Annotated in this window: 24 protein-coding genes and 2 pseudogenes; 7 read left to right on the top strand and 19 right to left on the bottom strand. The window is 32.2% G+C overall.

Going from position 1 to position 25,945, the window contains the following annotated elements:
* Positions 1-4: 4 nt before the first annotated feature.
* The 3 genes from ABD939_RS01740 to ABD939_RS01730 all read right to left on the bottom strand — a co-directional run bounded on the left by ABD939_RS01740 (position 5) and on the right by ABD939_RS01730 (position 2,185).
* Positions 5-904, bottom strand: coding sequence for a FecR family protein (locus ABD939_RS01740; RefSeq protein WP_345163866.1), 900 nt, complete (start codon positions 902-904; stop codon positions 5-7).
* 87 nt (positions 905-991) lie between these two features.
* The gene (locus tag ABD939_RS01735) at positions 992-1,657 is read right to left on the bottom strand and encodes an HAD family hydrolase (RefSeq protein ID WP_345163861.1); all 666 of its coding nucleotides are present in this window, start codon (positions 1,655-1,657) and stop codon (positions 992-994) included.
* A gap of 12 nt (positions 1,658-1,669) precedes the next feature.
* Positions 1,670-2,185, bottom strand: a complete 516-nt coding sequence (locus ABD939_RS01730; protein ID WP_345163858.1) for an RNA polymerase sigma factor — start codon at positions 2,183-2,185, stop codon at positions 1,670-1,672.
* A 115-nt stretch (positions 2,186-2,300) separates the two neighbouring features.
* Between ABD939_RS01730 and ABD939_RS01725 the strand changes: the two genes are divergently transcribed.
* The 5 genes from ABD939_RS01725 (at position 2,301) to ABD939_RS01705 (ending at position 9,045) form a co-directional block, all read left to right on the top strand.
* Positions 2,301-4,055 (top strand): hypothetical protein, encoded by a 1,755-nt coding sequence (locus ABD939_RS01725; protein WP_345163855.1) that lies wholly within the window; start codon positions 2,301-2,303, stop codon positions 4,053-4,055.
* A 185-nt stretch (positions 4,056-4,240) separates the two neighbouring features.
* A complete protein-coding gene (ffh, locus tag ABD939_RS01720) occupies positions 4,241-5,569 on the top strand; it encodes a signal recognition particle protein (RefSeq protein WP_345163852.1) in 1,329 nt (442 codons plus the stop codon).
* Positions 5,570-5,604: 35 nt separating this feature from the next.
* The gene (locus ABD939_RS01715) at positions 5,605-6,483 is read left to right on the top strand and encodes a bifunctional 5,10-methylenetetrahydrofolate dehydrogenase/5,10-methenyltetrahydrofolate cyclohydrolase (RefSeq protein ID WP_345163847.1); all 879 of its coding nucleotides are present in this window, start codon (positions 5,605-5,607) and stop codon (positions 6,481-6,483) included.
* 31 nt (positions 6,484-6,514) lie between these two features.
* Positions 6,515-7,240 (top strand): YwaF family protein, encoded by a 726-nt coding sequence (locus ABD939_RS01710; protein WP_345163844.1) that lies wholly within the window; start codon positions 6,515-6,517, stop codon positions 7,238-7,240.
* A gap of 71 nt (positions 7,241-7,311) precedes the next feature.
* Positions 7,312-9,045 carry an alpha/beta hydrolase-fold protein gene (locus ABD939_RS01705; RefSeq protein ID WP_345163842.1) on the top strand — a complete coding sequence of 578 codons (1,734 nt, stop codon included), beginning with the start codon at positions 7,312-7,314 and terminating at the stop codon, positions 9,043-9,045.
* Here ABD939_RS01705 and ABD939_RS01700 read toward each other — a convergent pair whose 3' ends face one another.
* The 7 genes from ABD939_RS01700 to ABD939_RS01670 are packed head-to-tail and all read right to left on the bottom strand — an operon-like array spanning position 9,046 to position 14,601.
* Positions 9,046-9,471: a VOC family protein gene (locus ABD939_RS01700; protein ID WP_345163840.1), complete on the bottom strand. Its 426-nt coding sequence runs from the start codon at positions 9,469-9,471 to the stop codon at positions 9,046-9,048. It lies immediately after the preceding gene.
* A gap of 11 nt (positions 9,472-9,482) precedes the next feature.
* Complete coding sequence (gene rluF / locus ABD939_RS01695; RefSeq protein ID WP_345163838.1) at positions 9,483-10,244, bottom strand: 23S rRNA pseudouridine(2604) synthase RluF; 762 nt, start codon at positions 10,242-10,244, stop codon at positions 9,483-9,485.
* Positions 10,245-10,264: 20 nt separating this feature from the next.
* Positions 10,265-11,092: an alpha/beta fold hydrolase gene (locus ABD939_RS01690; RefSeq protein WP_345163834.1), complete on the bottom strand. Its 828-nt coding sequence runs from the start codon at positions 11,090-11,092 to the stop codon at positions 10,265-10,267.
* Complete coding sequence (locus ABD939_RS01685; RefSeq protein WP_345163829.1) at positions 11,093-11,461, bottom strand: cupin domain-containing protein; 369 nt, start codon at positions 11,459-11,461, stop codon at positions 11,093-11,095.
* 21 nt (positions 11,462-11,482) lie between these two features.
* A complete protein-coding gene (locus tag ABD939_RS01680) occupies positions 11,483-12,460 on the bottom strand; it encodes a YitT family protein (protein WP_345163825.1) in 978 nt (325 codons plus the stop codon).
* Positions 12,461-13,018 (bottom strand): hypothetical protein, encoded by a 558-nt coding sequence (locus ABD939_RS01675; RefSeq protein ID WP_345163822.1) that lies wholly within the window; start codon positions 13,016-13,018, stop codon positions 12,461-12,463. It lies immediately after the preceding gene.
* A gap of 41 nt (positions 13,019-13,059) precedes the next feature.
* Positions 13,060-14,601, bottom strand: coding sequence for a helicase HerA-like domain-containing protein (locus ABD939_RS01670; RefSeq protein ID WP_345163819.1), 1,542 nt, complete (start codon positions 14,599-14,601; stop codon positions 13,060-13,062).
* A 58-nt stretch (positions 14,602-14,659) separates the two neighbouring features.
* On the opposite strand from ABD939_RS01670, the gene ABD939_RS01665 reads away from it, so the two are divergent.
* A complete protein-coding gene (locus ABD939_RS01665) occupies positions 14,660-15,103 on the top strand; it encodes a Rid family detoxifying hydrolase (RefSeq protein WP_425550273.1) in 444 nt (147 codons plus the stop codon).
* 34 nt (positions 15,104-15,137) lie between these two features.
* On the opposite strand, the gene ABD939_RS01660 is transcribed toward ABD939_RS01665, so the two are convergent.
* Entirely contained in the window at positions 15,138-15,866 is a 729-nt protein-coding gene (locus ABD939_RS01660; protein WP_345163812.1) for a hypothetical protein, read from the bottom strand.
* 162 nt (positions 15,867-16,028) lie between these two features.
* Between ABD939_RS01660 and ABD939_RS01655 the strand changes: the two genes are divergently transcribed.
* Complete coding sequence (locus ABD939_RS01655; RefSeq protein WP_345163809.1) at positions 16,029-16,658, top strand: 7-carboxy-7-deazaguanine synthase QueE; 630 nt, start codon at positions 16,029-16,031, stop codon at positions 16,656-16,658.
* A 48-nt stretch (positions 16,659-16,706) separates the two neighbouring features.
* Here the strand turns inward: ABD939_RS01655 and ABD939_RS01650 are convergent, their stop codons facing one another.
* The 8 genes and pseudogenes from ABD939_RS01650 to ABD939_RS01620 form a co-directional block, all read right to left on the bottom strand.
* A complete protein-coding gene (locus ABD939_RS01650; RefSeq protein WP_345163806.1) occupies positions 16,707-17,249 on the bottom strand; it encodes a DUF2911 domain-containing protein in 543 nt (180 codons plus the stop codon).
* A 104-nt stretch (positions 17,250-17,353) separates the two neighbouring features.
* Positions 17,354-17,878: a DUF4468 domain-containing protein gene (locus ABD939_RS01645; protein ID WP_345163803.1), complete on the bottom strand. Its 525-nt coding sequence runs from the start codon at positions 17,876-17,878 to the stop codon at positions 17,354-17,356.
* On the bottom strand, positions 17,875-18,894 hold the full coding sequence (yiaK, locus tag ABD939_RS01640; protein WP_345163800.1) for a 3-dehydro-L-gulonate 2-dehydrogenase: 1,020 nt from the start codon (positions 18,892-18,894) through the stop codon (positions 17,875-17,877). The genes ABD939_RS01645 and yiaK overlap by 4 nt, the downstream gene beginning before the upstream one ends.
* 146 nt (positions 18,895-19,040) lie before the next feature.
* Positions 19,041-20,864 (bottom strand): annotated as a pseudogene (gene aspS / locus ABD939_RS15730) (aspartate--tRNA ligase); the annotation flags it as partial.
* Positions 20,865-20,944: 80 nt separating this feature from the next.
* Positions 20,945-22,373, bottom strand: a pseudogene (gatB, locus tag ABD939_RS15725) (Asp-tRNA(Asn)/Glu-tRNA(Gln) amidotransferase subunit GatB); the annotation flags it as partial.
* Entirely contained in the window at positions 22,373-23,773 is a 1,401-nt protein-coding gene (locus ABD939_RS01630; RefSeq protein ID WP_345163794.1) for an amidase family protein, read from the bottom strand. The pseudogene gatB and the gene ABD939_RS01630, both read right to left, overlap by 1 nt.
* 2 nt (positions 23,774-23,775) lie before the next feature.
* A complete protein-coding gene (locus tag ABD939_RS01625; RefSeq protein WP_345163791.1) occupies positions 23,776-24,042 on the bottom strand; it encodes a hypothetical protein in 267 nt (88 codons plus the stop codon).
* 245 nt (positions 24,043-24,287) lie between these two features.
* Positions 24,288-25,553, bottom strand: a complete 1,266-nt coding sequence (locus tag ABD939_RS01620) for a porin (RefSeq protein WP_345163788.1) — start codon at positions 25,551-25,553, stop codon at positions 24,288-24,290.
* Positions 25,554-25,945 lie beyond the last annotated feature (392 nt).

The raw sequence follows: 25,945 nt of genomic DNA, 5'->3' as shown, positions 1-25,945 counted from the left end.
GTTTTTACTCACCTCTTAATATAATAGTATTGTTGGTTTTACTATAGGTTAAATTTAAGGGTAATGTAATGGATTTTAAAGCAACTTCTAAATTATCGTGGGTAAAACTACCTGTAAAAAGTTGAGTTGAATCTATATTAACTAGTGTAAAATCTACACCGTATTGTCTTTCAAACTCAGTAATAATTGCTTTGTATGGTAAGCTTTTAAAAGTACTTTCGTTATTTAACCACGAAGGTGTCGAGCGGTTTTCTTTTTCTTTAGCAATTGTTTTCCCATCTATAATTAAAAAGCTGTCTCCAGGTTTTAATTTTGTTTCAATAGAATTATGGGTAACCCCAACTAAACCTTCGTAGCAAATAACCTCAAAATAATTGTTCCGATGTTTTACATTAAATTGAGTACCATAAACCGTAACGGTTCCTGATTTTGTGATAACATTAAATGAAGAGCCTTTGGCAACTTTGAAGAATGCTTCTCCTTCTAGCTCAACATCGCGTTCTTTTTTCCAATGGTTTTTATTAAAAGCTAATAGCGATTGCGCATTAAGGGAAACACTCGACGCATCTGGTAGCTGTATATTTGTTTTTTGAGCAACATCTGTTGTAATTGTGGTATCTAATGTGGTTGTATAATAATATAAACTGAAACAAATAGCAAGTATAGCAGCAACACGCATTAGAGGTTTTATCCAATGTGTTTTTGATGGCGCTTTTTCACTTTTAATTTTAGATAATACCTTTTCTAATTCATTAGTGGTAGCGTATTCATCTGCTTTAAAAGCTTGTAAGTGAGTATCTAACTTTACTAAATCATCATGGTCTTCAAGCGCTTTAAAGGCTTGTAGTTCCTCGTTGTTTAGGTTGTTATCTAACCATTTCGATATGAGTTCTTCTCGTTTCATAATACTTATTCAACTATATAACAGTTATGTTTTATTTTTTCCTACCCTTGGGGTGATTTTTTTTTGATTTTGTAAATCAAAGCCCTTTTATATTATCCAATTCATTATTTTCGATTGAGTTTCGTAATTTTCAATAATTCTTTTTACGCCAGCTTTTTTTAGTTTGTTATTTTTTTTAAAATCCACACCAATAAATTCAATATCTAGCTCCTCAGTTGCTTTTAAATCCCAAATACCATCACCAAAATAAAAAATGGTTTCAAATTGATTAATATTATTTTTTGTTAGAGCTTCATCTATAACACGCTCAATGATTTTAGCACGGTTAAAATGATAGTTAGATGATTTAAAAATAAACTCATCCAAATCAAGACCAACATAATTACATTTTAGTTCAGCTGTTTCTTTCCATCCTCCAGTAGCAAAACCAATTTGAAAATCTGGTATTTTGGAAATGTAGTTTATAAATGATAAAGAATCTTTAATTTCAGTAAATTCCTCTTTTCTATTATTTAAAAGTTCAAAAAAATGGTTTTTTATAAGTTCTATTTCTTTTGTTGAAGGCAAACGATTATAATACTTCTGAAAAATTTCAATTGTTAAACCAATATCTGTAATATTTTTAAAATTCGTCCAATCAACGTTAGTTAAATCGATTTGATGAAGATTATAAAATGTTTCAATAAAACAATCATCATCCGTATTTACGGAATCTATTATTGTTCCATCTATGTCAAATATTATAAGTTTCATATAATATTGGTGCTATAACTCCTTAATATCTTCCCTCAACTTCTTCAACGCCCCATAAATACGCTTTTCAACTGCTTTGGTTGATATGTCTAAAATTTCAGCAATTTCTTTAAAACGTTTCCCCTCCACGCGGTTCATCATAAAAGCGATGCGTTGGGCTTCGGTTAAATTTGCTAGCGCTTTTTGTAGTTTATCATTATACTCACTTTCCTGCATTAAAAATTCAGGACTTTCGTTTGTGTAGTGTTTTGGTTTTGTTTGTTGGTGTTTCAAAACTACTTTTTGGTGTGCTACCTCATTAAGCATTAAATTATTGGCTGTGGTAAATAGAAAACTCTTGGCTTTTTCTGGTGATACTTTTGTGCAGTTTTGCCACAATTTAACAAAAGCCTCTTGTACTTTATCTTTAGGGTTTAGTAAATCTCCAAATTTATAATATAGAAAATCATGTAAATTTTTAGAGTGTTTATTAAATATGGAAGAAAATATACGCTCTTCGCAAATATTTTTATGGAGTTGTTTTGTCATGTTTTATTGGTAGTTGGAGCTACTAAAGTAAAAAAAAATGCAACATAGGGTAGGGATTTTTAAAGTTATCCTGTTTTATAACCAAAATGCTATGTTTAACCCAAAATCAAATATCATGAAATCAATTTTTAAAACACTATTACTAATTCCTTTTTTTGCCCTTTTAATGTTTACGTCTTGTCAGGACGAAGTAATTGAAATTACTGAACCAAACGAAACGGAAACACTTGTTGCCGAATCTACCTTAACTAACTTAATTAGCGCCACATCTATCATGGATGGATCTGCTGATAATATTATAGATAACGCTAGTTGTTTATCTGTACAATTACCAATTACCGTTATAGTTAAAGGTTTAGAAATTACTGTAGATTCTAGAGAAGATTTTAAAGTAATTGAAGCTATCTTTAAAGAGTTTGATGACGATGATGATAGACTAGATATTGTATTTCCTATTACAATTATTTTAGCAAACCATGATGAAGTTGTTATTGAAAACCGTGACGCTTTAGAAGAGTTAATTGAAGAATGTAGAGGCGAAAACGAAGAAGATGACGATATTGAATGTATCGATTTTCAGTACCCAATTTCATTCTCAGTTTATAACAGAGATTTTCAAGTTATTAATGTTGTGACTATTGAAAGTGATAGAGAGTTATACAAATTTATTAAGCGTGTAACAGGTGCTGAAAAATTATTAGCTAGTCTTAACTTTCCTGTAACTATGGAGTTAGCAGATGGAACAGAAATAGTTGTAAATAACAACATAGAGTTACAACGTGTTATTGAAGAAGCAAAAGATGTATGTGATGAAGATGATGATAACGATTATGGAGATGACGATTTTACAAAAGAACGATTAGACGAATACTTAAAAAATTGCCCTTGGGTGGTTTACGAATTCAAAAGATTTAATCAAGATAATACAGAACAGTACAAAGAATATGCATTAAACTTTAAAGAAGATAATGTTGTTGTAATGCGAGCTAGAGGTGGCGATTTACTAACAGGAACTTGGAGTACTCGTGTAACCGATAGAGGTGCACTGCTAAAACTAGAGTTTGATAATATAGTAGACTTTACTTTAGAGTGGGTAGTTTACGATATTGAAGACGGTAAAATTAAACTTTTTGAAGTTGATGGTAACAGAATCATCATGAAGAGAAACTGTGATGTAGTAATCGATATTACAAAAGAGCGTATTGCAAACTACTTACAAGAATGTTTATGGAGAATAACACGCTTAAATATAGAAGGTGTTGATAATGAAAAAGAATATATAGGAACACCATTTAAATTCTTATCAGATAATGTTGTAAAGCTTAGAGTTAATGGTGAAGATCTTCAAGGAACTTATGAAATAGGAGTTAGAAATGCTGGTTTCATTTTACAAATCACTTTAGATGGAAGACCTGATTTAAAACTAGAATGGTTAATAAATTTCTTAGAGCCAGGTTTAATTAAGTTAGTTAATGCTAACAATCAGATGATTTTGACAAGATTTTGTCCAGATGGAGATGAAGATATAGACTACATAGGAGACGTTCTAACAAATGGCGAGTGGGAAGTAGCTTTATACGAAGACCAAGATGCCAATGAAACTGAAAATTATGATGGATATGTAGTAGGTTTTAACGAAAACGGAATGTTGTTTGCCGAAGGTAATGGTAATGATTTTAGAGGATCTTGGTTAGCTTACAGAAACGAAGGACTATTCTTAGGTCTTAATTTTAGAACACAAGACGAGCCATTTAGCGAATTAAAACACAGATGGAAAATCGTTGAAATTACCCCAAATAGAATTGAGTTAAAAGACTTAAATTCTAATGGAGAGATAGAAAGAATATTAGTCCTTGAAAAAAGAGTTTAATATGTTTTTGGTCAAAAAAAGAGAAGCTTATTTATTCGGTTGGTTAGGTTAATTATTAAGTAAGTTTCTTTTATAAAAGCTGTCAATTTAAATTGACAGCTTTTTTTTATTCACTTTGTGTAAACACACTTCTATAATACACATCAAATGTTTAACTTTGCATTTCTTAAAATTCAAAGAAAATTATGTTTAATAATTTAAGCGATAAATTAGATAAAGCCTTACATGTTCTTAAAGGACACGGTAGTATTACTGAGGTAAATGTAGCAGAAACCTTAAAGGAGGTAAGACGTGCTTTATTAGATGCCGATGTTAATTTTAAAATAGCAAAAAGTTTTACAACCAAAGTTAAAGAAAAAGCACTTGGGCAAAATGTATTAACTACATTACAACCAGGGCAATTAATGGTTAAAATCGTAAAAGATGAGTTAACCGAACTTATGGGTGGTGATGCTGAAGGATTAAACCTTTCTGGTGCGCCAAGTATTATTTTGATGTCTGGTTTGCAAGGTTCTGGTAAAACCACGTTTTCTGGAAAACTTGCTAATTACTTAAAAAACAAAAAAACAAAAAAACCTCTATTAGTAGCTTGTGATGTTTATCGTCCGGCGGCAATAGACCAATTACATGTTGTTGGTGAGCAAATAAATGTTGAGGTTTTTAGTGATAAAGGGAATAATGACCCCGTTGCTATCGCCCAAGCAGGTATAGCGCATGCAAAGCAAAATGGGCATAATGTAGTTATTATTGATACGGCAGGTCGTTTGGCTGTTGATGAGGTTATGATGACCGAGATATCTAACATTTACAAAGCCATTCAACCACAAGAAACTTTGTTTGTTGTAGATTCTATGACAGGGCAAGATGCTGTTAATACAGCAAAAGCGTTTAATGACGTTTTAAATTTTGACGGTGTTATTCTTACCAAATTAGATGGTGATACAAGAGGTGGAGCTGCAATTTCAATTAAATCTGTTGTCAACAAACCTATAAAGTTTATAGGTACTGGCGAGAAAATGGAAGCTATAGATGTTTTCTATCCTTCTCGTATGGCAGATCGTATTTTGGGAATGGGAGATGTTGTTTCTCTTGTGGAGCGAGCTCAAGAGCAGTTTGATGAAGTTGAAGCCAGAAAACTTCAAAAGAAAATAGCCAAAAATCAATTTGGATTCGACGATTTCTTGAAGCAGATTCAACAAATCAAGAAAATGGGTAACATGAAAGACCTTGTTGGTATGATACCAGGAGCTGGAAAAATGATGAAAGATGTTGATATTGATGATGATGCTTTTAAAGGTATTGAAGCTATTATTCATTCCATGACGCCTAAAGAACGAACTAACCCAGGAATAATTAATGCAAGCAGAAAAAAGCGAGTAGCTAAAGGGTCTGGTACTTCAGTTCAGCAAGTTAATCAGCTTTTAAAACAATTCAACCAAATGAGCAAAATGATGAAGATGATGCAAGGTGGAGGCGGTAAAAAGATGATGCAAATGATGAAGAACATGCGATAGATTTCATATTAAGTTTAAAAATTATACTAAACAAAATGATCATTTTAGACGGAAAAAAAGTAAGTAACGATATAAAAAATGAAATCGCTGCTGAGGTTCAAAAAATGAAAGCCAAAGGAGAAAAAGTACCTCATCTTGCTGCTATTATAGTAGGGAATGATGGTGCAAGTTTAACCTATGTAGGCAGTAAAGTAAAAGCTTGCGAACGTGTAGGTTTTAAATCTACTTTAGTTAAAATGTCAAACACGACTAGTGATGTTGAGTTACTAGATAAAATTCAAGAATTGAATGAAAATCCGGAGATTGATGGGTTTATCGTTCAGTTACCATTACCTCCACAAATTAATGAACAAAAGGTTTTATTAGCTGTAGATCCAAATAAAGATGTAGATGGGTTTCATCCTACAAACTTTGGTAAAATGGCTTTAGACATGAGCACATTTATTCCTGCAACACCTTTTGGTATTTTAGAATTATTAGATCGTTATGGAGTAGAAACCAAAGGAAAACATACTGTTGTAATTGGTCGTTCGCATATCGTTGGTCGCCCAATGAGTATTTTAATGGGGCGTAAAGGTTTTCCAGGAAATTCAACAGTAACGTTAACGCATAGTCATACCAAAAATATTACTCAAATTACTTCGCAAGCAGATATTATTATTTCAGCATTGGGTGTTCCAGATTTTCTTAAAGCTGAGATGGTTAAGGATGATGCTGTTATAATAGATGTAGGTATTACTAGAGTTCCAGACGAAACTAAACCTAGAGGCTATAAAATTGTTGGTGATGTAGATTTTGCAAACGTATGTAAAAAGGCAAGTTATATTACCCCAGTACCTGGTGGCGTTGGACCTATGACTATTGCAATGCTACTAAAAAACACACTGCTGGCTAGAGAAAGGCATATGCTTTAATAGGGTATTTAAGAATTAATTAAATTGCATTATGAATTTTATAATTTATAATGCAATTTTTGTTTTAGAAAATGTTGTAATAGGTAGTTTTGAACATGTGTTACCAATTCTTTTATCAGCTTTATTCGGTTTTATTGTTATCAAATATTCTTCAGAAAAATTAAATAAGGCAAAACAAGATATTGTTTTTAAAGCCTTAGGTCTTTTAGTTAGCTTAACCATCATAATTTTCCATTGTTATAAAATTAGCTTAGGCCATTATAGCGTAAAAACAGATTTACCTTTGTATTTGTGCAGTTTAATTGCCTTATTAATTCCAATATTTACACACTACCGTAAATATTGGATATATGAAATTCTAGTATTCTGGGTTATTGCAGGAACTTCACAAGGGGTCATTACTCCTGATATTCCAGAAGGCTTTCCAAGTTTCGATTATTTTAGATATTGGGTTGTGCATTTGGGGTTGCTAATAATTATTTTTTATGCCACTTTTGTTTTTAAAATGAAACCCAAATTAAAAAGTGTTTTTAAGTCTTTTTTCGCTCTACAGGGCTATGTTGTTATTATGGTTTTTATAAATTATATTTTAAATTCAAATTATTTTTATTTAAATAAAAAACCTGAGGTAACAACTCTACTAGACTATTTTGGAGATTGGCCAATATATATTATTGTTACACAAATAATAGTAATTCCCTTTTTTCTCTTAATTTATTTTCCTTTCTATCTAACAGATAAATGGAGTTTAGAGTAAATTTTAATATTTTAAAAATAAGAGAAGCAGTGTTTCTATAAAATTTAATATCTTCTTAAAAATATTTTATTATGAAATTATTAAAGCTACTAACAATGTTACTCTCAGTATTTGTGTTGAGTTGTAATTCTGAATCTAAGAATAATAATATAGCAATTAACGTGTCGTTTCCAGATTCAATCTCAAATGAAAATATAGATGGAAGATTACTATTAATTTTAGCCGACAATAATAAAACAGAACCTCGATTTCAAGTTTCTGAGGGGCTTAATGCGCAATCAATTTTCGGAATAAATGTTGAGGGCTTAAATGCTAATACTAACGCTACTTTTACAGAAGATGTATTTGGGTTTCCATATAGTAGTCTATCAGAATTAAAACCCGGGGACTATTACGTTCAAGCCGTTTTACATGTTTATGAAACGTTCAATTTGGCAACAGGGCATAAGGTGAAACTTCCAATGGATAATGGAGAAGGACAACATTGGAATACATCTCCAGGTAATTTATACAGTACACCTTTTAAAGTTACTATTGGTAATGAAGGAGTTGAAAATTTTGATATTGTATTAGATAACATAATTCCAGAAATCCAACCTGTGGCAGATACAAAATGGATAAAACATATTAAGATGAAATCAAAATTACTCTCAGATTTTTGGGGAAGAGATATGTATTTAGGAGCGCATATATTATTACCTAAAGGATTTGATGAGCATCCTGAAGCTAAATACCCGTTAATGGTTTTTCAAGGGCATTTTCCGTCAGATTTTGGTGGTTTTAGAACAACACCACCAGACCCAAATTTAAAGTCTGAATACTCAGATAGATTTGGTATTGATGGTTATAACATTATTCAACAACAAGAAGCTTATGATTTTTATAAGCGTTGGAACGAACCAGATTTCCCTCGTTTTTTAATTATAGAAATACAGCACCCAACACCATATTATGATGATTCTTATGCCGTAAACTCATCTAGTCAAGGACCTTATGGCGATGCAATTACTTATGAATTAATTCCTCACATAGAAAAACTTTTTAGAGGGCAAGGAGAAGGTTGGTCTCGATTTTTATATGGTGGTTCAACAGGAGGTTGGGAAGCTCTAGCTGTTCAAGTAAAATATCCTGATGAATATAATGGTTGCTTTTCTGCCTGCCCTGATCCTATCGATTTTAGAGCATATTGCTTGAATAATATCTATGAAGATGAGAATGCTTATTATGCAAAAAGTAATCATAAAAATATTGAAATACCCATGCACAGAGATTATTTAGGTAATGTAAGTTCAACAGTAAGAGAGTCTAATCATTTAGAGTTAGTTTTAGGTGATAAATCTAGATCTGGTGGGCAATTTGATATTTGGGAAGCTACTTATTCGCCTCAGGGTAAAGAGGGATATCCAGAAAGGTTATGGGATAAGCGTTCTGGAGATATTAACCATGAAGTAGCTGAATTTTGGAAAGAGAATTATGATTTAAGATATATAATGGAACGCGATTGGGATAAACTTGGTGATAAACTTAAAGGTAAAATTCATATTTATTGCGGAGATATGGATAATTACTATTTGAATAATGCAGTTTACTTAATGGAAGATTTTTTAGAAAGTACGACAGACCCCTATTATGATGGAGAAGTAGATTATGGAGATCGAGCAGAGCATTGTTGGAATGGCGATCAAGAAAACCCTAATTATATTTCGAGATTACGTTATAATAGTATGTATGTGCCTAAAATAATGAAACGTATTTTAGAATCTGCCCCAAAAAATGCTGATTTAACAAGTTGGAGATATAAATAATTATTTGGCAAATAATTGATTTATGTCTTTAAATGCCTTGAATTCTAGAGCGTTACCTGATGGGTCATAAAAAAACATAGTGGCTTGCTCGCCAACTAAACCTTCAAAGCGAATATATGGTTCAATTACAAATTGTATATTTTTTGTTTTTAGTTTTTCTGATAAAGACTGAAAAGTATCCCATTCTAGAACAACACCAAAATGTGGAACAGGCACATCTTTTCCATCAACAGGATTGGTATGCGAGTTACTCGAGGCTTCTTTAGCTTTGTAATGAATAACTAATTGATGTCCAAAGAAGTTAAAATCTACCCAATGGTTACTACTTCGTCCTTCTTCACAGCCTAAAGTGTCTCTGTAAAAAACTCTACATTCATCTAAATTATGAACAGGAACGGCTAGATGGAAAGGTTGAATGCTAGACATATTGTTTAATTTTATTGGTTTCTTTTGTTAATAGAAGGTTTATACTCTTTAGTAGATTTACTAATTAATTCGTTTAAATCGATAAATTCTTCTTTTGTAAGTTCTCTATATTGCCCAACAGGCATATCTAAATTAATATTCATAATTCTAACTCGTTTTAAGGTTTGTACCTCGTAATTTAAATATTCAGACATTCGTCTAATTTGTCTGTTTAAACCTTGAGTTAAAATTATTTTGAAAGTATATGTGCCAAGTTTTTCAACTTTACACTTTTTGGTTCGCTTACCTAAATCTTCTAAATAAATACCGCCTGCCATACGCTCAATAAACGTTTGGGAGATAGGTTTATCAACCGTTACAATGTATTCTTTTTCATGGTTGTTACTGGCTCGAAGTATTTTGTTTACGATATCTCCATCATCAGTTAAAAGAATTAAGCCCTCACTTGGTTTATCTAACCGGCCTATTGGAAAAATACGTTTCGGGTAATTAATAAAGTCAATAATATTGTCTTTTTCTACTGTAGTGTCTGTGGTGCAAACTATGCCTACCGGTTTATTAAAGGCAAGATAAACAAATGACTCTTTGGTGTTTTTAATTATTTCTCCGTCAACCGCAACCACATCAGTAGGCGTAATTTTTGTTCCCATTTCTGGTACAACACCGTTAATGGTTACTCTTCCAGCATCAATGAGTTTGTCGGCTTCTCTTCTGGAGCAATGCCCCACTTCACTTAAATACTTGTTTATACGTTTTAGAACAACTTCTGCCATACTTCAAAAATACAATAAACTTACTCATTTAAAAATTGTAAAATGTGATTATAAACCTTTTCAGATTTCATTCCGTGTCCAAAACCAACTGTTTTAACAAGTTTTGAGTTTTTGTAATGTTTTACAATATCTAAAGCATCTCGGTAAGGAATAATTCTATCTTTTTTATCATGAATAATTAAACCTTTTGCTTCAATATTTTGCGAGAAGTTTGCAACGGTAAAATAATCGGGTAAATGCCCAAAGTTTTTTAGGTAGTATTGGTCCATAGCCTCAACAACTTTATTATTAAAACCCATCATTTTTTTATAATTATTAACCAGAGCTATAAAGTTTGATGGTGCACCAACAGATATAAGATTTTTTACCTTCGGAAGGTTGTAATTGTTAAGAGCGACTGCTAATGATGTTCCTCCAACAGAGTGCCCAATTACGGTTTCGGGGTTGAAGTTTTTAATTACTTGATGCAAGCATTTAGAATATAAAATTGCATTAAATATTTTACTAGCAGAGTTGCCGTGTGCTGGAGCATCTATAGCTATAATGGAATAGTCTTGTTGTTTTAAAATTTCTATTAAATCCTTCCATCTGTAAGAGTTGCTTTCCCAGCCATGAGCAAGTAATATACTGGGTTTGTTTCCTTTCCAATGATAGGTTTGAATAGCAATATCTTCATAAAAAATAGTTTTGCTAATTGCCGTTTCTAAATATTCTTTTTCTTCAGAGTTTATTTTTCCTTTTCTAGGTGTCGAAAAGATTTTAATTGCAATATTTGAGGCAGCAGAAATTGAAAATAGACTTATAAAATTGACAACGGAGCCAATAATTGTAGGAATGTATTTGCTCATTTAATCTTCGCGGTTTACTAAATCCAAAGAAAAGGCTGGCTTACAAATGGCAATATATTCACAAACTTCTGTAAACGGATTTGAGTATTGAACTCTTGTATTTCTTTCAATTTTAATAGATTGACCAGCTTCTAAAACAATCTGTTCGCCCTCTATAATAAATTGTTTTTTTCCTTTTATTATAAATGTAAATTCATCAAATTCAGGAGTTTGAAAAGGTTCGCTCCAACCAGCAGGTGCTTTCATATGAGCAATACTAATCTCTGAGTTTCCATCTGTAGCATTACCAAAATGCTCTTTGATTATTTTTCCGTCAGTGGTGGGAACAATAAATGGATTATTTTGGATAGTATATTTTTTTTGAGACATATTTTATTTTTAGAGTAGGGTTTAGTGCTGGTCTTTGAGTGGTTTTTTCTTAATCATACCACCTTTTAAATCTTTTACAACACCCATAATAACAAAAGCATTTCTGTCAATTTTATCAATCTCTGTTTGTAGTTTGGCAAGTTCTAAACGGGTAACTACAGTATAAATGATGTCCTTATCATAACTTTCTCCAGTTGATCCATAACCACCTCGGCCAGCGTAAATAGTACACCCTCTTCTGAGTTTTTTAGTAAGTGTAAATCTTAATTCTTCATGTTTGTTTGAGATGATCGTTACCCCAACATATTCTTCAACGCCATCTACAACAAAATCTACTGTTTTGGCTGCCGATAAATAAGTTAACATTGCATATAGTGCAGTTTCAATGGATAAAACATAAGCTCCTGCTACAAAAATTATTATGTTTATTAAAAATAAAACGTCTCCAATGGTAAGCGAGAACTTTCTACTTAAAAAAATAGCAAGAACTTCTGTACCATCAATAACACTGCCGCCTCGCATAGATAAACCAATTCCAGATCCTAAGAAAAAGCCTCCAAAAACAGCTATTAAAAGTTTGTCTTCAGTTATTATGGGGTAATTAATAAAATGAACAACAAGGGCTAAAAAGATTATAGCAATAGCGCTTTTAATAGCGAATTTTTTACCTATGGTTTTGGACGCTAGATAAATAAATGGAAGGTTAACAATAATTAATAATGTTCCTATTTTTAGAGAAGTAATATTTTCTAGCAGTAGCGAAATACCTGTAGCGCCACCATCAATAAAGTTATTGGGGAGTAAAAATCCTTTTAAACCAAAACCTGCTGAGAATACGCCAAAAATGATAAAAATATATTCTTTTACAGCATGAGATACTTCTACCTCAAGCTTTCTTACTAGAGGGATTATCTGTTTTTTAGTTGGTTTTTCGACTTGCTTTTTTTCAAGCTTTTTACGAGCAACATCAACTAATATTTTAGATAAGAATGGATTCATTTAATTATTCCAGTTTATAAAAAAGTATTTCACTTTGGCGGTATTTGGTATATGAGTAGACTCAAATTTTAAATCCATATCAAATCTTAAATTTGCAGGTAGCTCTTTCTTGTCAATCGTGAAGCTTGCATTTATCTCGTCAACAGCGACAACGACAGAATTAATTAGATTACTAATTCTTGTTATTTTGTAGTTGTCTTGAATGTCTTTAAACGTACTAACAGCATTAATGTTTTTAGATGTTTTATACCGTTCATCAAAAATATGTATACTGCTTATTGTTGATGTAGAATCTAAAGCTTGTTTAGGAGAAAGTGTTAGAAGTTTTTTTCCTCCTTTTTCAAAAATATCAATATTATTAATATTACCAGTGAACTCATCTCCACTAATAAATTTAACTATAGAATCGTTTATGTAAATTTTTTTTAAGTCTTTAACTTGAGTGGAGTCTGTTAGTAAACCAATATGTTGTTTCCCAATTTCAAAGGGGTTTTGTTCTTCGTTGCAACTTAAGAATAGTAATGTTAAGGCAATTAAGCCTAATATTGAATAGCGCATAAATTGATTTGTTGTTATTTAAATGTGTGTTATTTGGCTTCTTACTTTTTCATCACTTTTGTTAAAATACCAAATACACTTCTTATAAAAGTGGCACTGGTTAACACTTTAACAATAGGATTCATTCTAGTGCTTTTTCTTCGCGTACTAGTTGTTCTTTTTTTAGATTCAGCTTTTTTAAGTGCTTCTTTTTCTTTTCTAGCCTTCTCTTTTGCTTCTTCAGCTTCAGCTTGTTTTATTTTTTTGTTAAGCATTTCATAAGCACTTTCTCTGTCAATGGTTTCATTATATTTTTTTACCATTTTAGATTTTGAAAGCAAGGTGCTTAGTTCAACTTCAGTTAAAATATCCATTCTACTCATTGGTGCGCGCATCATGGTAGCCGCAAGTGGAGTAGGGCGACCTTTTTCATCTAGAGCAGAGACTAAGGCCTCACCAATTCCTAAAGAGGTTAAAACTTCAGTTGTATCATAATATTCTGAATCAGGATAATTTTGAGCAGTTAACTTTATTGCTTTTCTGTCTTTTGCTGTAAAAGCTCTTAATGCGTGTTGAATTTTCAAACCAAGTTGTCCCAAAACTGCTTCGGGAACATCTGTAGGATTTTGGGTTACAAAATATAGGCCAACACCTTTACTTCGTATTAATTTTACAATACTTTCAATTTGATTTAAAAGTGCTTTTGAAGCTTCATTAAAAATTAAATGAGCTTCATCTATAAACATTATAAGTTCTGGTCTATCGCTGTCGCCTTGTTCAGGAAATGTAGAGTAAATTTCAGCTAATAAACTAAGCATAAATGTTGAAAATAACTTTGGTCTATCTTGAATATCTGTTAGTCTCAAAATATTTATGTAACCTCGCCCGTCATCATCAACACGTAATAAATCATCAACGTCAAAAGAGGTTTCACCAAAAAATAATTCAGCGCCTTGTTGTTCAAGCTCTATAACTTTTCGTAAAATAGCACCAGTTGAAGCTGTTGAAATTCTACCATATGCTTCTGTGAATTCTGCCTTACCTTCTTGAGTTGCGTATTGTAATATTTTTTTAAAATCTTTTAAATCTAAAACAGGCATTTTATTATCATCGCAGTATTGAAAAATAACGGCAACAACACCCGATTGTGTTTCAGATAAATCTAGAATTCTTGAAAGTAAAACTGGCCCAAATTCACTAACTGTGGCTCTTAATCTTACTCCATCTTGTTCAGATAGTGTTAGTATTTCAACAGGAAATGGCTTTGCTTCAAATGGCAAGCCTATTTTTTCATGGCGTTCATCAATTTTAGGATGACCGGGACTTGGTTGTGCTAAACCACTTAAGTCGCCTTTAATATCCATAAGTAAAACAGGAATGCCTTTATCACTTAAGTTTTCTGCAAGAACTTGTAAAGATTTAGTTTTTCCTGTTCCCGTGGCACCTGCAATTAAACCATGTCGATTCATAGTTTTTAAAGGAATTTTTACGTGTGCTCCTGTAACGGTTTCTCCATTTAACATGGCAGCGCCAAGTGTTACAGAATCTCCTTTAAATGTATTACTTTCTGTTATAATCTTAGAAAAGTCGTCAGTTCTACTCATTACCAAAGTTTTGATAAAAATAGTGTAATTTTAATCAACTAGAAAATTGATTATTATGATGAAAAAAGCTTTAACTTTAATATTAACAATACCACTATTTTTTATGTCTTGTACAGAGCAAAAAGGTAATATTGTTTTTCATAAATCTCATGAACCAAATAGACAAAACATTCCATTTAGTGATGCCGTTGAAACCAATGATTTATTATTTTTAGCAGGACAAATAGGGAAAAATCATAAATTAGGAGTCTTAGTTGAAGGCGGTATTAAAGCTGAAACTAAGCAAGCTATTGAAAATATTCAAGCTGTTTTACAGCATCATCAATTAGAACTGGATAATGTTGTAAAGTGCACAGTTATACTAAGTGATATAAATGATTTTAAGGCTTTTAATGAAGTTTACACAAAATATTTTACCAAAAAACCAGTTAGAACTACTTTTGCTGCTGCAAATTTAGCAGCAAACGCTAGAATTGAAATTGATGTTATAGCTTGTAAATAAGATTCTAAAACGTCTTGTTTAGAAAAAATACTAGTTACTTAATCTTTTCAATATAGATATTAGAAGTACCAACACTTCTAAATACAGCAGGTGCAGAATTACCTCCTCTAATAGTTTGTACACTAATGGATTGTCCTGCAGTAATATTAAAAACTTCGGTGAGGTGAAGAGATGCTTCTAAATGACCACTATTGTGTCTAACATAGCCCGTATTACCAATAGCCCCAGTAGGTGTACCATCTATAGCTATTTGGGCTTCAACAGAAACTCTTTGGTCAGTATTTCCTCCAATGGTTGGAACTCTATATGCTATGTTTAATGTAATTCTATATCGACCTGCTGTATTAATGGTTAATGTATTACCGGTTAAATTATATAAAGTGGTGTCGTCATTCCAGTTTAAGTTTCCAAAAATAGGAACATTTGCATAAGTCCCATTGTTGTTAATATTTGTGGTAGTATCAGTATTGCTGTATTTTACTGATGAAGTATGCGTAATTTTACTCCAATCAGGAGTAGCCATTGTTCCATTATTAAATTGAAATTTACCAATATCAGTGTTATAAACCATTAATCCATTTGCAGGATCAACTATGGCATTTATTTGGGCTGTGGTTAATCTTGGTATTAGCAAGCCTTTGTCATCAGATTCTATATGCAGAATAGAGGAAGCATCAGGGTTTGTAGTGCCTACACCAACTTGTGCAAATCCATTGTAAAAACACATGCACACTAGTAAAAGAGTGTAGATTTTCTTTTTCATTTAGAGATATTGAGAGACTATAGCGCTATTAATTTTAGCAAATTTAACAAAAATACGATGAAATGCAAATAAATAACGATGAAATACGTATTTGAGTTAATTTTAATTAGGTTGTAAACAAGTTTAAAAAAATAAAAAGTGAATGCATATCTTTGCAGGCTTATGAAACAAGAAACACAATTATTAGTTGAAAAAGGTGAAATGTTACCTCTAATGGAAGAGTTTTACACTATTCAAGGTGAAGGCTATCATAAAGGGACTGCAGCATATTTTATTCGTATTGGTGGATGTGATGTTGGTTGCCACTGGTGTGATGTAAAAGAAAGTTGGAATGCTTATTTGCACCCGCCAACTGAAACTAAAAAAATTGTTGAAAACGCAAAAAAGTATAGTGATACTATAGTCGTTACCGGAGGTGAGCCACTCACATGGGATATGACGGTTTTAACAACGCAACTTAAGGCAGAAGGAATGCAAGTTCATATTGAAACTTCTGGAGCTTACAAATTAACTGGAGTTTGGGATTGGATTTGCTTGTCACCAAAAAAAATGAAGCTACCAACTAAAGAGGTTTATGAAAAAGCTGATGAATTAAAAGTAATTGTTTACAATAAAGATGATTTCCGTTTTGCAGAAGAGCAGGCTGAAAAAGTAAATAAAGATTGTATTTTGTATTTACAACCTGAGTGGAGCAAACGTGAAAAAGTGGTTCCTGAAATTGTTGACTATGTTATGAAACATCCTAAATGGAAGGTTTCGTTGCAAACTCATAAGTATTTAAATATACCATAAAAAAAGAGCCTTAATTTAAGGCTCTTTTTTTATGGTAAAATATCTAGTTTATTTTGTGAAAGGCACAGCTATTCTGGTTGTTCCCCATCCAAGATGCATATGAACGCCATTATCTACACCTTCAAAAGCAATTGAAAACGCTTCTAAAGAATCTCCTGATGTTACAGGTACAGACAATCTAGCTACATCATTTTCTTTTTTATAAAAGTATGAACCCCATACATTTAAATCTGTGCTAATAATAGCAGTCCACTCGGTTTCACCAGGAATTAAATAAAAGGTATAAGTTCCTGCTTTAACAGTAGTTTTTCCTAATTTCATATCTGTATAAAGGGTTAACTCAGCAGCCTCATTTGCGCCAGTTCTCCAAACTTTTCCGTTAGGTGCTAAATCACTTAACTTTCTGTCTTTTAACTGAGGTCTGCTATAAACAACTTTAATAAGTTTATTTGATTCTTTATAGCTTGTTGGAAAAGCAGCAGCATCCATAGGGCTTTTGTCCATTTTTGCAAATTTCTGAGCATCTACATTAGTAGATAATAGCATAATAAATGCAAAAGCGATTGTTGAAATTAATGTTGAATTCTTCATAATGTGTTTTAGTTTTTAATTGTTTAAAGTTACACCTAAACTTTCTTAAAGTTTTTATAAAAGTCGTCACTTAATGTTAAAGTTTACATTTAGTCTACGAATTCTTAATTGCTAACTTCTGCTGTTAAGTAGTTGTGTAAATTTGTATTTAATTTATTCAGCACTTTAGGAACGTCTATAACATAAGATTTTGTCTTTTTAATTACTTTCCCTTTTTTAAAGAAAATAGCTCCATTTTTAAGATCAAAGTCTTTCCAACCCATATCATATTTACTATTAGCTTTAAATTGAATTTTTATGGGTTCAAACTTGAACTGCTCGTTGTTAAAACTAATTTTGATAGTGTATCTCATGTGAAAAACACGTTTATCAGCATTTATAACATTCTCTTCTAAACTTGTTAAGAAAATAAAATGATTTTCAGATTTGGAACTAATAACGACGTTAGGATTTTTATACGTTTTGTAAACCCATCCAAGGGTTTTATTGTATAGTTTGTTTTGAGAAAGCCCGTCAATCTTAGATATTGCATACTCTGGATATAACCCGTCTTCAGTAAAAACAAATATATCTTGACTATATGACAGAGTTGTGTGTACTAAGGCTATTAAAAAAAATAGTTGTCTCATTGTGATAGCATTATAATTTTATCCCAAATATTACTATTAACAGAAATGCCATTTTTTAAGTTTTCGGCTTTTTTAATTTGACTTCTTTCACCAGGGTAATATGTCCTGTCTTCTGCATATATAGGCTCAACATTATGGGTGTAATCAATAATTTCATTTAACAGTTTTTCTTGTAATGCTTTATCATTAAAAATTTCAGGATAAATACATAAATATACTTGAGATATGCCAGTTTCAATTTTATTCTTACTTATTCTATATGTGGAATTTCCTGCAGATAATAAAGTGGCTAACATGTCTAAAATTATAGAAAGTGCTGAGCCTTTCCAAAAACCTATGGGCAGACCGCGCTCTTTTAAAGAAATTTGTTCAGGATCTTTTGATAGCTCATCATTATCATCCCAACCACCAAAAAACGGTAACTTTTCTCCTTTTAATTTATAGTCGTTTATTTTTCCAAATGAAAACTGCGATATTGCCATATCTAAAACAATATGCCCTTTTTTTCGAGGTATAGATACAACAAAAGGGTTATTGCCTATACGACTATCTTTTCCTCCCCAAGGTGGCATATTTGGTTGCGTATTGGTAAATAGTATCGAAATACAACCAGCATCGGCTGCTTGGTGTCCATAGGAACCTCCTCTCATCCAGTGATTGGTATTACGTAAGGCTACCAAGCCCATACCATTTTTTTTTGCAAGCTCAACGGCTCTATTTGTACATGTTACTGCGTTAATAACTCCTGATCCAAAATTACCATCCCAACGTTCAATACTTCCAAAAGTTTCTATTTTTTTTGCTTTAGCATTTATGTTTATTATCCCTTTTTCAAGGTATTCTATAAAAAGAGGTATACGGTTAACACCATGAGAATTTACTCCAAATAAGGTGCTTTCTGTATGTGTTTTAGCAATTAATTTTGCGTTATCTTCGGTAAATCTATATTTCAAAAGCAGTTTTTCTAACTGGTTTTGCATTTCCTTTTCTGAAACCTGTATCGTTTTTTCTCTCACTTCAGTTCTAATTTATAGGATATTAAAAATTTCTAAAAAATAGCTTCAATAATTATCTGATATGTTTTAGCTACAATATATAACCAAAAAATAAAAGCTCCAGATTTCTCTAAAGCTTTTATTTATGTTTAAATAGAATGATGAATTTATTTCCGAATGACTTTAACATTCATCTCCTCAACTTTTTTATTAGAAAGAGGTGAAGGTGCTCCAAATAATAAATCTTCGCTAGTTCCTGTTTTTGGAAATGCCATAACTTCTCTAATAGAGGCTTTTTTCTCTAAAATCATCATCAATCTATCTACACCCCAAGCAATGCCACCGTGCGGTGGGGCTCCATAATGAAAGGCTTTATACATTGTACCCACGCTTTTCATCATCTCCTCTTTATTGTAGCCCATGTTTTTGTATGTGGCTTCTAAAATTTCAGGTTTATGAGCACGCACAGAACCACCACCAATTTCATAACCATTCAAGATTAAATCGTACTGTTGCGCGATAATACTACCAATGTCATCTTCACTACCATTAATATGCTTATCTAAATCATAAATAGCTGGCATAGAGAAGGGGTTATGTGTAAAAGTCCAACGGCCTTCGTCTGTTTTTTCAAACATTGGAAAATCAATAACCCAAGCAGGCCTTAATTCCTTCGGATTTATTAAACGGAGCATTTTACCCAATTCTTGACGAACCGCGTCTAATGCTTTATTAGCTGTTTCGTAATTTGCAGCAGAGAAAAATACAATATCGCCAACTTGGGCTTTTGTTGCTTCAATAATTCCAGCTGCAATATCTTTACCTAAAAACTTAATAATTGGCGATTGCAAATCGTTTTCATTAACAATAATATAGGCTAAACCGCCAAGACCATGACTTTGCGCTAGTGCTGTTAGTTTTTCAATCTGTCCTTTTGATAAACGTTTGCTACCTTGCTCTTCAGCAGATACTTTAATACATTTTACAATCCCACCTTCATCAATAGGTTTACTAAATACTTGGAAGGTGGTATCTTTTACAATAGTGGTAATGTCTTGCAGTTTTAAACCGAAACGTAAATCGGGTCTGTCACAACCATAATCGTCCATAGCTTGTTTATAAGTTAGGACTTCAAACGGACGTAATATCCATTTTTTGCCGTAGATTTTTTCAACAATACTATTAAACATGTTTGTATTCAAATCAATGATTTGTTGCATGCTTGCATAGGCCATTTCAATATCTAACTGTGTAAATTCTGGTTGACGATCGCCTCGAGAATCTTCATCTCTAAAACAACGAGCCAGTTGGAAATACTTTTCATAACCACTTACCATCAACATCTGTTTAAATTGTTGTGGTGCTTGTGGTAAAGTATAGAACGACCCGGCTTGCTTACGAGTTGGGACAATAAACTCACGAGCGCCTTCATCAGTTCCTGCGCTTAAAATTGGTGTTTCAATTTCAAGGAAATCTTGTTCGTCTAAAATGTCGCGCATTAGTTTAATAACCTTATGTCGGTTAACAATCACACGGCGAACATCATCATTCCTATGGTCTAAATATTTATATTGAAAACGCACATTTTCATTAGTTTTTGTAGCGCGCTTAATTTCAAAAGGTAATGTTTTAGAAAGGTTTAAAATCTCTAACTCATTGGCCTCTAATTCAATCTTACCAGTTCTTAAAGCTGCGTTGTAATCATCTTCTTTACGCTCGGTGATAGTTCCAGAAACGCTAATAACAGTTTCAGGCTTAAGTTTTACTAACTCATCTAAATTCGCAAACGATTCTCTGCTTAAGCGCACTTGAAATATTTGTGTGCTAGAATCGCGTAAATCGATAAAAATTAATTCACCATGGTCACGCACACTAGATACCCAGCCAGAAAGCGTTACTTTTTCTTTTATACTTTCATCAGAAATATCAGAAATAACATGCGTTCTGTAATCATCTTTTATGATGATTGGAATTTTTGGTAAAACTTCCTCATCCTTAGCTTCTTGTTTTTGGTTTTTGGTTTTTGGCGCATCAGTTTCTACTTCAAGCCTCGTGCTTCCAATCTCTCCAGCAAACGCATTAAGAATGCCTTGACGAATCACTTTTCCAGAAGCCCCTTTTCCAATAATGCCAATAACTTTACCAACAAGAATTCCTGCTTTTCCTTGGTTTCCAGAACGAATGTCATTAGCAATAGCTTCATTGTCTGAAATCACTTTTGCAATAGCTTCATCAATTTGAGATTTTGTAATCGTATTCTCTTCAAAATATCGGTTATAGTTAAAATTTCTATCTTTTAAATAAGCGGTTATTGCATTTTGAACCAAAACCGATGTAATTTTTTCATCTTTAAATAATTGAAAAATTTCAATTAAATGGTCTATGCTATGAATATCTGAATAATCATCAGCTGCTATATTATTTACTAATGTTTTAGCAACAAATGATGGGTCTTTAATTACGTTGTTAATAGCAATAAACGTTTCTGAGCGTAATGAATCTGCTGTGAAAAATTTAGCGTCTTGAGGTAAAACACCACCTTTAATAAGGATGGATTCTACTGCAAAAGGAAGCGTACTTAAATCAACATCAATAGATTCAACCACATCTTTAATGCTTACAAAAGGTAAATCTGGCTCAGAAATAAAGCGGTAATCTGCTTCAAATTCCTTTTTACGCATGGTTTTGGTTTGCTTCAATTCTGCATCCCATAATACCGTAGTTTGGTCTGGTCTAAATTCTTTGTGTTCTATAAAATAATTCAGTTGTTTTTCAACTTCTTCTTTTAAAGCTTCAACCATAAACTTAAAAGAATTCAAGTTTTTTATCTCGGTACGTGGGTTTAAATTGTAATCACGTTTTTTACGAAGCGATACAGAAACATCCGATTTAAATTCACCTTTTTCAAGATTAGCTTCAGATATTCCTAAATTCTGTACAATGCGCTGAATATATTGCGCGTAAGTTGATGCGTCTTCAATATGACGAATGCAAGGTTCGGTAACAATTTCTATTAAAGGAACACCAGCTTTATTAAAATCTACCAATGAGATTTTTTTCTCATGCATTAACTTGGCGGCATCTTCTTCTATGTGAACTTGTGTTAAGTTTACAGTAAACTGCGATCCATCATTACGAAAACAAGATACTTGTCCGTCAGGAATCACAGGGTTATGAAACTGTGTAATCTGAATATTTTTTGGGTTATCTGGATATTCATAATGTTTTCTATCCCAAGAGATTACCTCGTTTTCAAAAGTAGATTTTACTGCTTTACCAAAATAGATAGCCTTATTAATTGCTTCTTTATTTATAGCAGGTAAAACACCCATTTGCCCGGTACAAACTGAACAAATATTTTGGTTTGGAGTTTCTATTTCTTGATTCGCACATGAACAAAATAATTTTGTTTTAGTGTTTAATCGAACATGAGTTTCAAGACCGATTACTAACTCTAATTCGTGCTTTTTTAATTGCTCGTTTAATTGTTCAAGTTCCATTATATCGTATCTTTTAAGAAGTTTGCAAACTTCAAAACAAGTTCGTCGTTATTTTTAGCAGCCGTAATTTGTAAACCAGTTACTGTACCTTGAGGTACTGTTAATGTTGGTAATTGCCCTAAACTAAACCCGACAGTGTAAGCATCAGATAAATACATGGTATGAGGGTCTTTTAAACTATCACCAATTTTAGGTGGTGCACTAGGCGTAACTGGAGAAATAATGATATCGACTTCGTTAAAATCTTTCTCAAAATTCTCAGAGATGCTGTCTCTTAAGGCTAGCCCTTTTAAATAAATTTCATCCGAAAACCCTTGCGACAAAACTTGGTTTCCACCAACAATTCTGCGTTTTGTTTCTTCTGAAAAATTCTCTGAACGTGTTATAGCATATGTTTCTTTTAAATTTTCAGATTCAATACGATTACCATAGTTTGTGCCATCTAATCTTGATAAGTTAGAAGCTGTTTCTGCCATAGCTAAGGTATAGTATGTAGATACTAAGGTTTCAGATTCAAAGAAATCTAAAGCCTTTACTTCAATGCCTTTGGCTTTTATTTTATCAATAACCGCCAGGAAATCCGATTTTATATTTGCGTCAATAGCATCACTTTCAATAAAGTTTTTAAAGTAGCCTATTGTTTTTATATTTTCAGAATTTGAAATAGCTTCTTGAGATATTTCTGCTGAAGAGTAAGTGGTTTGGTCTTTTATGTCTTTTCCACTCATAACGTTTAAAACAATGCGAATATCTTCAATTGATTTTGCAATAGGACCAACGCAATCTGTTGATGATGCATAAGCCATTAATCCGTAACGAGAAATACGTCCGTAAGTCGGTTTTAAACCATATACATTGTTGTAGCCAGCCGGCTGACGAACAGAGCCTCCGGTATCGCCACCAATTGAAAAGACTGTATAATCTTTTGCAACATTAACCGCAGAACCGCCGCTAGAACCACCTCCAACTAAATCGGGGTTTATAGCATTTTTAACAGCGCCAAAAATGGTGTTTTCTGAGGATGACCCATGGCCAAAACTATCGCAATTTTCTTTTACTAATGGAATAGCGCCAGCATCCAATAACTTTTGAATAGCGGTTGCTGTGTAGGCAGATTTGTAATTTTTAAGTAAATCTGAGCTGGCTGTTGTGTACGTGCCTTGAACCATATACACATCCTTAATTCCAAATGGAATACCTTCTAGTAAACCAATAGTATCTCCGTTGGCAATTTTTGAATCTATTTTAGCAGCTAAATCTAGCGCCAAAGTATCAAGCAAACTATTTACAGTGTTGTTTGTATTTTGCTTTAAAGCTTCTAATTTTTCTTGAACTAAGGCAGTACAAGTTATATCTTTATTCATCAATTGCTGATGAATTTTCTGTATCTGAGAGCTCATATTTATTCTTCTATAACTTTAGAAACCACCAAATAGCCATTTTTTTCTTTTGGAAAGTTTTCAATAATAATTTGCTTTTCTATTGCAGAACTACCGATTACCACATCAGCTCTCAAATCATTTAACGAGACTGCATTATTATGATTATTATTAAAAGAATTATTTGTTGTATTTGCATTTTTAATTACCTCAAATAATTTGTTTACAGCCTCTGAAGGCTGTGCGCCTTTAATACTCGACAATACGTCTACTGTCATAATTTTACTCATGTCTCAATTTTTAGATTAAAAAAAGCCTTCCGAATCCGGAAGGCTTTATATATATTTAAACAATAACCTTCCGAACCCTAGAAATTAGGATTATTGAAATTATTATTGTTGTTATTGTTTCGCATTATTATTTTCTAAGTTCAAATATATATAGAATAAATTGACTAGACACTATTTTTACTGATATCCTAAATTATATTATCATATTATTAAAAAAAATAAAACTATTTTAAAATATGTTTAGTCTAATTAATAGAAATTTGATATTGCAATACTGCCATACCTTTATAATCTTTTTGATTTAGGGTTATAGCATCAAAAATAGGACGATGTTGATAGCCTAAACTTATTTTGTTACTATGAGATCCATTGATTAGAAAGTTTACTGTAAAATCATAAACTATCATTTGATCTTCAAGCGCATCCCAATTGGAGTATTGAACAGAGATGTTAGGTTGAATTACAGTATTGTAACTTAAAACATTGGTAGATTTAAAAGCGTAACCAAATTGCCCATACCAAGTAGCACCAGTACCAATCATTGGAAACGCAACACCTGTACCGTTTAAGTCTGTACCTCCACCAGATGTAGGGTTGTTCGCTCCCACATTTCTAATATAATTTTCACCAAAATCATAATCATAAAAGCCTAGGTAAGCAGTAATGGCATCTCCATTAATAAGAGGAAGGTTTAAAAACGAATCTGCTGCAAAATGCGACATATCGTAAAATGTGGTAGATGGTAACCGTGCATCACCATTACTCATGGCATTATTTTGATGTTGGAATCCAACTCCTATATTAAACACTTTTTTATTCTGCTCGTAAGTACCAACTTGGTACGCAGATTTATTAGATTCGTGCTCAAAAAACTGATATTTTACATATCCTGAAGTTTTTACTCTTGGTTTATTATTGGCGAAATTAACTTCACCATCAGGTATATTGGTAACAAAAAATGGTCTGTTAAAAGCCAATCTGTAGTCAAACTTACCAGTTTGTCCTTTAATCCATGCACCAAATAGTCGTCCTATATCGTCATTTTTTTCAACCGAGTTTAATGTAAATAAAGGGGAGTCAAGACCCATTAAGGTTTTATTAGAACGTATATTCCAACGGCTTAATCCTTGCCAACCAGATTTACCTATACCAATTTCAAAATGTTTGTTAAAAGTATATTCGGCGTACAAATCTAATACTTGAAGCGATATTTCTTTAGTCTTAAAATTATAATTATTTCCACCAAAAATAGAGTATAAAAATATTTTTGGAGTAACTTGAGAGTAGACAGGAATGCGCAATCTTCGAATAGATATGTCAAAAAACTCCGATGTAAGTTCTTGTTGTATTAAGGAGCCTTCATTCAAATCAGAATAACGCATCCAAATTTGGGCTCGTATATCCCATTTTATTATTGGTTTTTTTTCTTCAGTCTGACTTACTAAAAATATAGGTAATAATAGCACCGTGATAAGCAATCCTGTTTTTAATACTCTTTTTTTTAATAACATTGATGATTAATTATAAGTTACTTACAAAAGTATAATGAACTTCATTGTTAAAAAGTGACATACATCATGTTTAGACATATTTTTTTTACTTGTATGCGCTATATCGTTTGAGTTTTACAGGCTATTTATAAGAGTAATTAAATTTAAAAATAACGGCTTAAATGCGTTTAGTGTTTTTTAAGTTTTTAAAATGAATAAAAAATAACGAAAATCAAATTTAAGATACTTTTTAGACGATTTAAGACACTTTTAAGTAATTAACAAATGTTGATAATTATATTGTTCAATCGTTAAAATGCTTTCAAAAGGTGTGAGGATTTCGTATATTTGTTTGTATTCAGAAGGATGCTTTAAGCATCTTTTTTTGTGATAGAAAACTAAATTCAATTTAA

The sequence above is a fragment of the Algibacter aquimarinus genome, assembly GCF_039543265.1.
GTDB lineage: Bacteria > Bacteroidota > Bacteroidia > Flavobacteriales > Flavobacteriaceae > Algibacter_B > Algibacter_B aquimarinus.
The sequence above is the reverse complement of the archived record's forward strand: the minus strand, read 5'-3'. Positions and strand labels throughout refer to the sequence as shown.

Bases quoted from the DNA above. Each gene is read 5' to 3' on its own strand.
- ABD939_RS01740 (WP_345163866.1), bottom strand. From the start codon at position 904: ATGAAACGAGAAGAACTCATATCGAAATGGTTAGATAACAACCTAAAC.
- ABD939_RS01735 (WP_345163861.1), bottom strand. From the start codon at position 1,657: ATGAAACTTATAATATTTGACATAGATGGAACAATAATAGATTCCGTA.
- ABD939_RS01730 (WP_345163858.1), bottom strand. From the start codon at position 2,185: ATGACAAAACAACTCCATAAAAATATTTGCGAAGAGCGTATATTTTCT.
- ABD939_RS01725 (WP_345163855.1), top strand. From the start codon at position 2,301: ATGAAATCAATTTTTAAAACACTATTACTAATTCCTTTTTTTGCCCTT.
- ffh (WP_345163852.1), top strand. From the start codon at position 4,241: ATGTTTAATAATTTAAGCGATAAATTAGATAAAGCCTTACATGTTCTT.
- ABD939_RS01715 (WP_345163847.1), top strand. From the start codon at position 5,605: ATGATCATTTTAGACGGAAAAAAAGTAAGTAACGATATAAAAAATGAA.
- ABD939_RS01710 (WP_345163844.1), top strand. From the start codon at position 6,515: ATGAATTTTATAATTTATAATGCAATTTTTGTTTTAGAAAATGTTGTA.
- ABD939_RS01705 (WP_345163842.1), top strand. From the start codon at position 7,312: ATGAAATTATTAAAGCTACTAACAATGTTACTCTCAGTATTTGTGTTG.
- ABD939_RS01700 (WP_345163840.1), bottom strand. From the start codon at position 9,471: ATGTCTAGCATTCAACCTTTCCATCTAGCCGTTCCTGTTCATAATTTA.
- rluF (WP_345163838.1), bottom strand. From the start codon at position 10,244: ATGGCAGAAGTTGTTCTAAAACGTATAAACAAGTATTTAAGTGAAGTG.
- ABD939_RS01690 (WP_345163834.1), bottom strand. From the start codon at position 11,092: ATGAGCAAATACATTCCTACAATTATTGGCTCCGTTGTCAATTTTATA.
- ABD939_RS01685 (WP_345163829.1), bottom strand. From the start codon at position 11,461: ATGTCTCAAAAAAAATATACTATCCAAAATAATCCATTTATTGTTCCC.
- ABD939_RS01680 (WP_345163825.1), bottom strand. From the start codon at position 12,460: ATGAATCCATTCTTATCTAAAATATTAGTTGATGTTGCTCGTAAAAAG.
- ABD939_RS01675 (WP_345163822.1), bottom strand. From the start codon at position 13,018: ATGCGCTATTCAATATTAGGCTTAATTGCCTTAACATTACTATTCTTA.
- ABD939_RS01670 (WP_345163819.1), bottom strand. From the start codon at position 14,601: ATGAGTAGAACTGACGACTTTTCTAAGATTATAACAGAAAGTAATACA.
- ABD939_RS01665 (WP_425550273.1), top strand. From the start codon at position 14,660: ATGAAAAAAGCTTTAACTTTAATATTAACAATACCACTATTTTTTATG.
- ABD939_RS01660 (WP_345163812.1), bottom strand. From the start codon at position 15,866: ATGAAAAAGAAAATCTACACTCTTTTACTAGTGTGCATGTGTTTTTAC.
- ABD939_RS01655 (WP_345163809.1), top strand. From the start codon at position 16,029: ATGAAACAAGAAACACAATTATTAGTTGAAAAAGGTGAAATGTTACCT.
- ABD939_RS01650 (WP_345163806.1), bottom strand. From the start codon at position 17,249: ATGAAGAATTCAACATTAATTTCAACAATCGCTTTTGCATTTATTATG.
- ABD939_RS01645 (WP_345163803.1), bottom strand. From the start codon at position 17,878: ATGAGACAACTATTTTTTTTAATAGCCTTAGTACACACAACTCTGTCA.
- ABD939_RS01630 (WP_345163794.1), bottom strand. From the start codon at position 23,773: ATGAGCTCTCAGATACAGAAAATTCATCAGCAATTGATGAATAAAGAT.
- ABD939_RS01625 (WP_345163791.1), bottom strand. From the start codon at position 24,042: ATGAGTAAAATTATGACAGTAGACGTATTGTCGAGTATTAAAGGCGCA.
- ABD939_RS01620 (WP_345163788.1), bottom strand. From the start codon at position 25,553: ATGTTATTAAAAAAAAGAGTATTAAAAACAGGATTGCTTATCACGGTG.